General features: G+C 37.7%; 10 protein-coding genes. All 10 read left to right on the forward strand.

Features of this window, described 5'->3' with window-relative positions:
* Positions 1-599, forward strand: a 599-nt coding sequence (gene lepB / locus ACJMMI_RS02065; RefSeq protein ID WP_405353041.1) for a signal peptidase I, incomplete at its 5' end; no start/stop codon positions are given.
* 26 nt (positions 600-625) lie between these two features.
* Positions 626-1498 carry a ribosome biogenesis GTPase YlqF gene (ylqF, locus tag ACJMMI_RS02070; protein ID WP_405353042.1) on the forward strand — a complete coding sequence of 291 codons (873 nt, stop codon included), beginning with the start codon at positions 626-628 and terminating at the stop codon, positions 1496-1498.
* Positions 1499-1507: 9 nt separating this feature from the next.
* A complete protein-coding gene (locus ACJMMI_RS02075; RefSeq protein WP_405353044.1) occupies positions 1508-2110 on the forward strand; it encodes a ribonuclease HII in 603 nt (200 codons plus the stop codon).
* Positions 2107-2499, forward strand: coding sequence for a YraN family protein (locus tag ACJMMI_RS02080; RefSeq protein ID WP_405353046.1), 393 nt, complete (start codon positions 2107-2109; stop codon positions 2497-2499). The genes ACJMMI_RS02075 and ACJMMI_RS02080 overlap by 4 nt, the downstream gene beginning before the upstream one ends.
* Positions 2486-3400 (forward strand): dipeptidase, encoded by a 915-nt coding sequence (locus tag ACJMMI_RS02085; protein ID WP_405353048.1) that lies wholly within the window; start codon positions 2486-2488, stop codon positions 3398-3400. The genes ACJMMI_RS02080 and ACJMMI_RS02085 overlap by 14 nt, the downstream gene beginning before the upstream one ends.
* A gap of 55 nt (positions 3401-3455) precedes the next feature.
* Entirely contained in the window at positions 3456-4967 is a 1512-nt protein-coding gene (gene thrC, locus ACJMMI_RS02090) for a threonine synthase (protein WP_405353050.1), read from the forward strand.
* Positions 4964-5653: a metallophosphoesterase gene (locus ACJMMI_RS02095; RefSeq protein ID WP_405353052.1), complete on the forward strand. Its 690-nt coding sequence runs from the start codon at positions 4964-4966 to the stop codon at positions 5651-5653. The genes thrC and ACJMMI_RS02095 overlap by 4 nt, the downstream gene beginning before the upstream one ends.
* 110 nt (positions 5654-5763) lie before the next feature.
* Positions 5764-7041 carry a trigger factor gene (gene tig / locus ACJMMI_RS02100; RefSeq protein WP_405353053.1) on the forward strand — a complete coding sequence of 426 codons (1278 nt, stop codon included), beginning with the start codon at positions 5764-5766 and terminating at the stop codon, positions 7039-7041.
* Between the two features lie 59 nt (positions 7042-7100).
* Positions 7101-7682 carry an ATP-dependent Clp endopeptidase proteolytic subunit ClpP gene (clpP, locus tag ACJMMI_RS02105; protein ID WP_405353055.1) on the forward strand — a complete coding sequence of 194 codons (582 nt, stop codon included), beginning with the start codon at positions 7101-7103 and terminating at the stop codon, positions 7680-7682.
* Between the two features lie 15 nt (positions 7683-7697).
* Positions 7698-8109 (forward strand): ClpX C4-type zinc finger protein (locus ACJMMI_RS02110; protein ID WP_405353057.1); only part of this gene is annotated, 412 nt, incomplete at its 3' end.

Genomic DNA, 8109 nt, shown 5'->3' on the forward strand with positions numbered 1-8109 from the left:
TTAATTTTTTTGGAGGAAATATGAGAACTGCAAAATCCAATAAATCTAAAACAAAAATTCAGGTCAATAATAATAAAATGCCTGTTTGTATATTTGATATATTTAAAACTGTAATTTTTTTATTTGCGATTATCAGCATTGTGTTTACATTTTTTATTAAAGATGTAAACATTGACGGCGAGTCAATGAAAGACACATTGATTGACGGCGACAAGGTTGTGCTTACAAATTTTTTGTATAATCCACAGGTGGGTGATATAGTAGCCATTGACGCTGATCAGCAGATTGGTAAAATTATTATTAAGCGTGTAATTGCCACAGAGGGACAGACAATAAAAATTGATTATGACAACGGCAAGGTTATAGTTGACGGTATTGTGCTTGATGAAGATTATGTTGCATCTCCTACTGTAAAGCCTACAATAGGCTGGGAAATTCCTGAAACGATTCCTGAGGGCTATGTATTTGTTATGGGTGATAATCGTTCGGTATCTCTTGACAGCAGAAGTGGCAGTATTCAGCTTATTCCAAAAACTATGGTAATGGGAAAAGCACAGTTTGTGCTGTATCCTTTTAATCACTTCAAATATCTTTACTGAGAATATTACATATAAGGATTGATAAAATGAGCGAAATGCAAACTATACAATGGTTTCCCGGTCATATGACCAAAACAAAAAGACAGATTCAGGCAAGCTTAAAGCTTGTAGATGCAGTTGCAGAAATTCTTGATGCAAGAATTCCGCTTAGCAGTAAAAATCCTGATTTACAAAAGCTTATTCAGAACAAGCCAAAGGTTGTGCTTTTAAATAAATGCGATATGGCAAATCAAACGGCAACAAGCAAATGGATTGACTTCTATGCATCTCAGGGAATTACCGCCATCGCTGTTGACTGCAAAAGTGGCAGGGGGCTTAATAAATTTGCTCCTGCTGTCAATAATGTTCTTGCAGAGCGTAGGGAAAGACTCAAAGCTAAGGGTATGGTAAATCCAATGCTCAGAATTATGATTGTAGGCATTCCAAATGTCGGTAAATCTTCATTCATAAACAAGGTTGCAAAGCAGAACAGAGCAAAGGTTGAAGACAGACCGGGTGTTACAAGGGGTAACCAATGGTATTCAATAGCCAAGAATATTGAAATGCTTGATACACCGGGTGTACTCTGGCCTAAATTTGATGATAAAATTGTTGGCGAAAGACTTGCTTTCACAGGTGCAGTTAAAGATCAGATTCTTGATACCGAGTTGCTTGCCGTAAGACTTCTTGACTTCTTGCGCAGCTTAAAGCCTGCTGATTTTATAGCAAGATTTAAGCTTGATGATGTAGATCTTGACGCTGTGGATTCATATGAGTTACTCAATATTATCGGTAAAAAAAGAGGAATGTTAATTTCCGGCGGTGAAATTAATACAGAAAGAGCTGCAATTATGCTTCTTGATGAATTCAGAAGTGGAAAGCTTGGCAGAATTACTCTTGAAATGCCACAAAGACAGTAAGGTGAAACTATGGATTGGCTTGAATTTGAAAATAAAGCTATCGCAAATGGCTACAAGGCTGTTTGCGGAGTAGATGAAGCTGGCAGAGGCCCTCTTGCAGGTCCTGTATGTGCGGCTGCCGTAATTTTGCCTGAGGGCGTAGTAATTGACGGTGTGAATGATTCTAAAAAGCTTACTGAAAAAAAGCGTGAAGCTTTGTTTGATGTAATCAGAGAGCAGGCTCTTGCGTATTCAATAGCTTATGCAACTGTTGATGAAATTGAGGAAATGAATATTCTTAACGCAACTATGCTTGCCATGAGAAGAGCTGTTGAGGGACTTTCCGTAAAGGCAGATTACGCTATGATTGACGGAAACAAAATACCGGAACTAAATATTGATGCGGAATGTATCGTAAAGGGTGATGCAAGGTCAATGTCAATAGCGTGTGCTTCTATTCTTGCAAAAGTATCAAGAGATAGATTGCTTTATAAGTATGCAGAAGAATACCCAATGTACGGCTTTGACAAGCACAAAGGTTACGGTACAAAAGCACACAGAGAGGCTATCCTTGAGTACGGTCCATGCCCTTATCACCGCAAAAGCTTTCTTAAAAAACTGTATAAAAAATGATGAAGTTATTTACTGCAAAGCAAAGAGGTGATGCAGGTGAAGATTATACCGTGCATTATCTCAGAAAAAATGGCTATAAAATACTTGAACGCAATTACAGACAAAAGTGCGGAGAGATTGATATAATTGCTCAGCATGGTGAATATATTGTTTTTGTAGAAGTAAAAACAAGGTCTGCAAATTTTCTTGCAAGACCTTATGAAGCTGTTGACAGAAAAAAGATTTCAAAAATCAGAAAAACTGCAGCAATGTATATTGCTCAAAAGGGGCTTGACGCATATTTCCGTTTTGATGTCAGCGAAGTTTTTACTGACCCACAATGCGGCAAGGTGATTGACATTAATTATATCGAAAATGCTTTTGAAGGAGATTCTTATGAAAGTATTTGATTTACATTGTGATACTATTTACAAAGTCGTGACTCAAGGCCACGGCTTTTTATCTTCTGACTATGAAGTTCAGACGGATGTTGATTTTGAAAAATATTTGCAATGTTTTGCCATATGGATTCCGGACGATTTAACAGCAAAGCAGGGCAGAGAGCTTTTTGAAAAAGCTAAAAATAAATTACCGCAGGAATGTAGCAAGAGCGATATTTCAATTATTAATAACTTTGATTATATTAGAAAAGGCTTAGCTAAACAAGCTGTGTTCACTCTTGAAAATTGCAAAATAATTGATAATGACATTTCATATATAAAATATCTTGCAGACAGTAATATTAAAATTGCAACGCTTACTTGGAATGATTCAAATTGCATTGGTGACGGTGCAATGACAGAAAATCCAACAGGAATTACCGAGTTTGGAAAAAAGGCAGTTCCTGAAATGGAAAATCAAGGCATTGTAATTGATGTTTCTCACGCAAGCGATAAGCTGTTTTATGATGTATGTGAAATTGCAAAAAAGCCCTTTATTGCAACTCATTCAAACGCAAGAAAAATAACTGCACACAAAAGAAATCTGACCGATGAACAGGCAAAAATTATATTTAAAAACGGCGGAATAATAGGACTGAATTTTCATAATGCTTTCCTTAATGATGAGCCGCAAAAGGCGTGTATTGATGATATTTTACGACACGCCGAGCATTTTTTAACACTTGGCGGCGAAAATTATCTTTGCCTTGGAAGTGACTTTGATGGCGGAAATTTGCCGTCTGACATTCAGAATAATAAAAATCTTTATGAAATTTATAATCTTTTCCTGCAAAAAAACTACACAAAAGCCATAATTGATAAAATTTTTTATGAAAATGCAGTTAATTTCTTTGAAAACTTTGACATTTGATAAATTATGTAGTAAAATGTACCTTGTGTAAAGCAACTCTGAAAGGAAGATTTATATGTTGTATAACAGTACTCAAAATGCTGCCGAAGTAGTATCGGCTGCTCAGGCTATCGCCCAGGGTATTTCTAAGGACGGCGGTCTTTTTGTACCACAGGAATTTCCTAAGTATTCCGCTGAAACTTTTAACGAGCTTTTAAAGCTTGATTACAAGGGCAGAGCTAAAAAAGTATTCGCAGATTTTCTCTCTGATTTTACAGAAGAAGAAATTAACGACTGCGTAGAAAACGCATACACAAAAGAGAAATTCGGTAGTGACAACCCTGCTCCATTAGCTTATGCTAAGCTTAACGGCAAGGAACTCAATATTCTTGAACTCTGGCATGGTCCTACATGTGCATTCAAGGATATGGCACTCCAGATTCTTCCTCATTTTCTTACTAAATCACTCAAAAAGACATATGATGGCAAAGATGCAGTAATTCTTGTTGCAACTTCCGGTGATACAGGTAAGGCTGCTCTCGAAGGCTTTAAAGATGTTGACCATACAAAAATTATTGTTTTCTATCCTGTTGACGGTGTAAGTCCAATGCAGAAGCATCAGATGAACACTCAGGAGGGCAACAATGTAACTGTTTGTGCAATCAAGGGTAACTTTGATGACGCTCAGACAGGTGTTAAGAAAATCTTTACAACACCTGAAATTTCTGCAAAGCTTGAAGCAAACAATATGCTTTTCAGCTCAGCAAACTCAATTAACTGGGGCAGACTTCTTCCACAGATTGTTTACTATATTTCTGCTTACTGTGATCTCGTAAATGCAGGCAAAATTGCTATGGGAGATAAAATCAATGTTGTAGTACCTACCGGTAACTTTGGTAACATTCTTGCTTCCTACTATGCAAGTATTATGGGACTTCCAATCAATAAATTTATCTGTGCGTCTAACTCAAACAATGTTCTTTCTGATTTCATTAAGACAGGTGTTTATGACAAAAACAGACATTTCTTTACAACAATTTCACCATCAATGGATATTCTCGTATCAAGCAATCTTGAAAGACTTCTTTATAAGCTTTCAGACAACAATGCTGACACAACAAAGGAGCTTATGACTGCTCTCAAAACTGTTGGCAAGTACGAAGTATCAGACGAAATCAAGGCTGAAATTACATCTAAGTTCTTTGGCGGCTATTGCGATGATGAGCAGACAAAGGCTACAATCAAGGCTTTATTTGATACAGATAACTACCTTTGTGACACACATACAGCTGTTGCTGTTAATGTATATGAACAGTATGTTGAGCAAACCGGTGACACAACACCATCAGTTATCGCATCAACTGCAAGTCCATATAAGTTCTCAAAGGCTGTTTTAGAGGCTGTAGCAAATGGCTCAGAGCTTCCTGAAAATGAGTTTGATATGGTAGAAAAGCTTTTTGAGGTATCAAACGCTCCTGTTCCTGCACCTCTTGCAGCTCTTAAAGATAAAAAGGCTCGTTTCTCAGATGTTACAGAGGTAAACACAATGCCTCAGTATGTTCTTGATGCACTCGGCATTAAAGAATGAGTTTATTTGCAATAGCTGATTTGCATTTGTCACTTGGCGAGGATAAGCCAATGGATATTTTTGCAGGTTGGGACAACTATGTTGAAAGACTTACCAAGAACTGGAATGCTCTTGTTACCGATGATGACACAGTTGTGGTAGCAGGCGATATTTCCTGGGCAATGAAGCTTGAACAAACATATACAGATTTTAAATATATAGAAGATTTGCCCGGCAAAAAGATTTTTTTAAAGGGCAATCACGATTACTGGTGGGGAACAAAAAGTAAAATTGACAAGTTCCTCACAAGTAATGAACTCAGTTCGATTAACATTCTCTTTAACAACACTTATGTGTGTGATAATGTCGCAATTTGCGGAACAAGAGGATGGTTTCTCGAAAATGAGTCTGACGCTGATGTTAAGGTGCTTAATCGTGAGGTAGGCAGACTTGAAATGTCTATTTCCGAAGCAGAAAAAACAGGTTTTGAACCTGTGGTGTTTCTGCATTACCCGCCTGTATATGGCAGCACCGAATGTAGCGAAATTATGAATGTTTTATTAAAGCACAATATAAAAAGATGCTATTACGGACACATTCATGGCAAGGCAAATATGCGTTATGCCGTTGAGGGTGACTATAAAGGTATAAATTTTAAGCTGATTTCTTGCGACAGACTCGCATTTATACCGATTTTAGTACGATAATATGCAAAATTATATTTTTAAGTATTGGCAAAATTAAATATCTGTGTTATAATAAACTAATTCTGATTATAATTGTATAAATTAAATTCAATTTTGGAGGATTTTTAAAAATGGCATTAAAAGAAAGCAAAAAACTTGAGCAGGCTAATTCATACGAGTTAGTTGTTACAGTTGACGGAGAAACTTTTGAAAAGGCACTTAACACAGTTTATAAGAAGGAAGTTAAGAAGATTAACGTTCCGGGCTTTAGAAAAGGTAAAGCTCCACGCCATGTAATTGAGAAGATGTATGGTAAGGAAGTATTCTATGATGATGCTATGCAGGATTGCTATCCTGAGGCTCTTTACAATGCAGCTGAAGAGGCCGGTGTAAAAATCGTAGCAGTTGAGTCAATCGAAGTAACAGAGGTTGAAAACGGCTTTACATTTAAGGCTAACATCATTGTTGAGCCTGATATGGAAATCAACAACTACCTTGGCATTGAGGTTACAAAGAAGTCAACTGAGGTTACTGAGGATCTTATTAACGAGGAAATCGAAAAGGTTCGTGACCGTAACTCAAGAATGGTTACTGTTGAAGACAGACCTGTTGCTAACGGTGACATCGCAGTTATCGACTTTGAGGGCTTTGTTGACGGTGTAGCATTTGACGGCGGTAAGGCTGAGAACTACAACCTCTCAATCGGTTCAGGCAACTTTATTCCTGGCTTTGAGGAGCAGATTATCGGTCACAGCACAGATGAAGAATTCTCAATCAATGTTAAGTTCCCTGAGGAATATCAGGCTGAAGAGCTTGCAGGCAAGGATGCTGAGTTTAAGATCAAGCTTCACGAGATCAAAGCTAAAGAACTCCCTGAGGTTGATGATGAGTTTGTAAAGGATGTTTCTGAGAAAGAAACTGTAGCTGAATACAGAGATGAGCTTAAGGAAACAATCGCTGCTCGTCTTACTGATGAAGCAGAAAAGGATAAGGATAATCAGATTGCTGAAAAGCTTATTGAGCTTCTTGAGGGCGAAATTCCACAGGCTATGTATGACAACCAGGTTAATGAGATGGTTAGAGATTTCGAGATGAGAATTCGTTCACAGGGCATTGATATGAACACTTACCTCCAGTACATGGGCATTGACCTTGACGGTTTAAAGAAGATGTATGCTGATGAGGCTAAGAAGAGAGTTCAGTTAAGACTTGCTCTTGAAACAATCGCTAAGAAAGAAAATATCGAAGTATCTGACGCTGACCTTGATGAGGCTTATAACAAGATGGCTGAGGCATATAAGGTTGATGTTGAAACTGTTAAGGGTGCAGTTCCTGCTGAAACTCTTACTCTTGATGTTAAGGCTGAAAAGGCTCTCAACATGGTTAAGGATAACGCAGTTATTAAATAATTGAATAATTAACCACTTTTTGTTAATTACTATTTATTATAATGAAAGGTTATGATCAAATGGCATTAGTACCATATGTACTTGAGCAGACAAGTCGTGGCGAACGCTCATACGACATCTATTCAAGACTTCTTAATGACAGAATTGTTATGCTCACAGAAGAAGTGAACAGTGCAAGTGCAAGCGTAGTAGTAGCTCAGCTTCTCTACCTTGAAAGCCAGGATCCGACTAAGGATATTTGTCTTTACATTAACAGTCCCGGTGGCAGTGTTACAGATGGATTTGCAATATTTGATACAATGAATTACATCAAATGCGATGTTTCTACTATCTGTATGGGTATGGCAGCAAGTATGGGTGCATTCCTTCTTGCAGCCGGTACAAAGGGCAAGCGTCTTGCTCTTCCAAACAGTGACATAATGATTCACCAGCCATCAGGCGGTGCTCAGGGTCAGGCTACAGATATGGAAATTCACACAAGACATATTCTTGATATGAAGCAGCGTCTTAATCAGATTCTTGCTGACAACACAGGACAGCCAATTGATGTAATTGCAAGAGATACTAACAGAGATAACTTTATGACTGCTCAGCAGGCTCTTGAGTATGGTCTTATTGATAAGGTTATTGAAAAAAGATAATGTGAGGAAATCTTAATGGCAAACAAAAACAATGAAAAAGAAATATACTGCTCTTTTTGCGGCAAGCCACAGGAATTAGTAGGTCGTCTTATTGCAGGCAATGGTGCATATATCTGTGACCAATGTGTTGATCTCTGTATGAATATTCTTGAACAGACAGAAGAGTTTGAGAAGTCAGAATCCGATGCAAAGCTTGCTAAAAAAGACGATTCCATTGATATTCCAAAGCTTTTAAAGCCAAAGGAAATCAAGGAGATTCTTGATGAGTATGTAATTGGTCAGGAACATGCCAAAAAAGTTATTTCCGTGGGTGTATATAATCATTACAAGAGAATTGCAGCAGGAAATTCTGAAGATGTGGAGATTGAGAAATCCAATATGCTGATGCTGGGACCGACAGGAAGCGGTAAGACCTATCTGGTCAAGA

The sequence above is a fragment of the Ruminococcus sp. genome (assembly GCF_045129435.1).
GTDB lineage: Bacteria > Bacillota > Clostridia > Oscillospirales > Acutalibacteraceae > Ruminococcoides.

Bases quoted from the DNA above. Each gene is read 5' to 3' on its own strand.
- ACJMMI_RS02095 (WP_405353052.1), top strand. From the start codon at position 4,964: ATGAGTTTATTTGCAATAGCTGATTTGCATTTGTCACTTGGCGAGGAT.
- ACJMMI_RS02075 (WP_405353044.1), top strand. From the start codon at position 1,508: ATGGATTGGCTTGAATTTGAAAATAAAGCTATCGCAAATGGCTACAAG.
- clpP (WP_405353055.1), top strand. From the start codon at position 7,101: ATGGCATTAGTACCATATGTACTTGAGCAGACAAGTCGTGGCGAACGC.
- ACJMMI_RS02085 (WP_405353048.1), top strand. From the start codon at position 2,486: ATGAAAGTATTTGATTTACATTGTGATACTATTTACAAAGTCGTGACT.
- ylqF (WP_405353042.1), top strand. From the start codon at position 626: ATGAGCGAAATGCAAACTATACAATGGTTTCCCGGTCATATGACCAAA.
- ACJMMI_RS02080 (WP_405353046.1), top strand. From the start codon at position 2,107: ATGATGAAGTTATTTACTGCAAAGCAAAGAGGTGATGCAGGTGAAGAT.
- thrC (WP_405353050.1), top strand. From the start codon at position 3,456: ATGTTGTATAACAGTACTCAAAATGCTGCCGAAGTAGTATCGGCTGCT.
- tig (WP_405353053.1), top strand. From the start codon at position 5,764: ATGGCATTAAAAGAAAGCAAAAAACTTGAGCAGGCTAATTCATACGAG.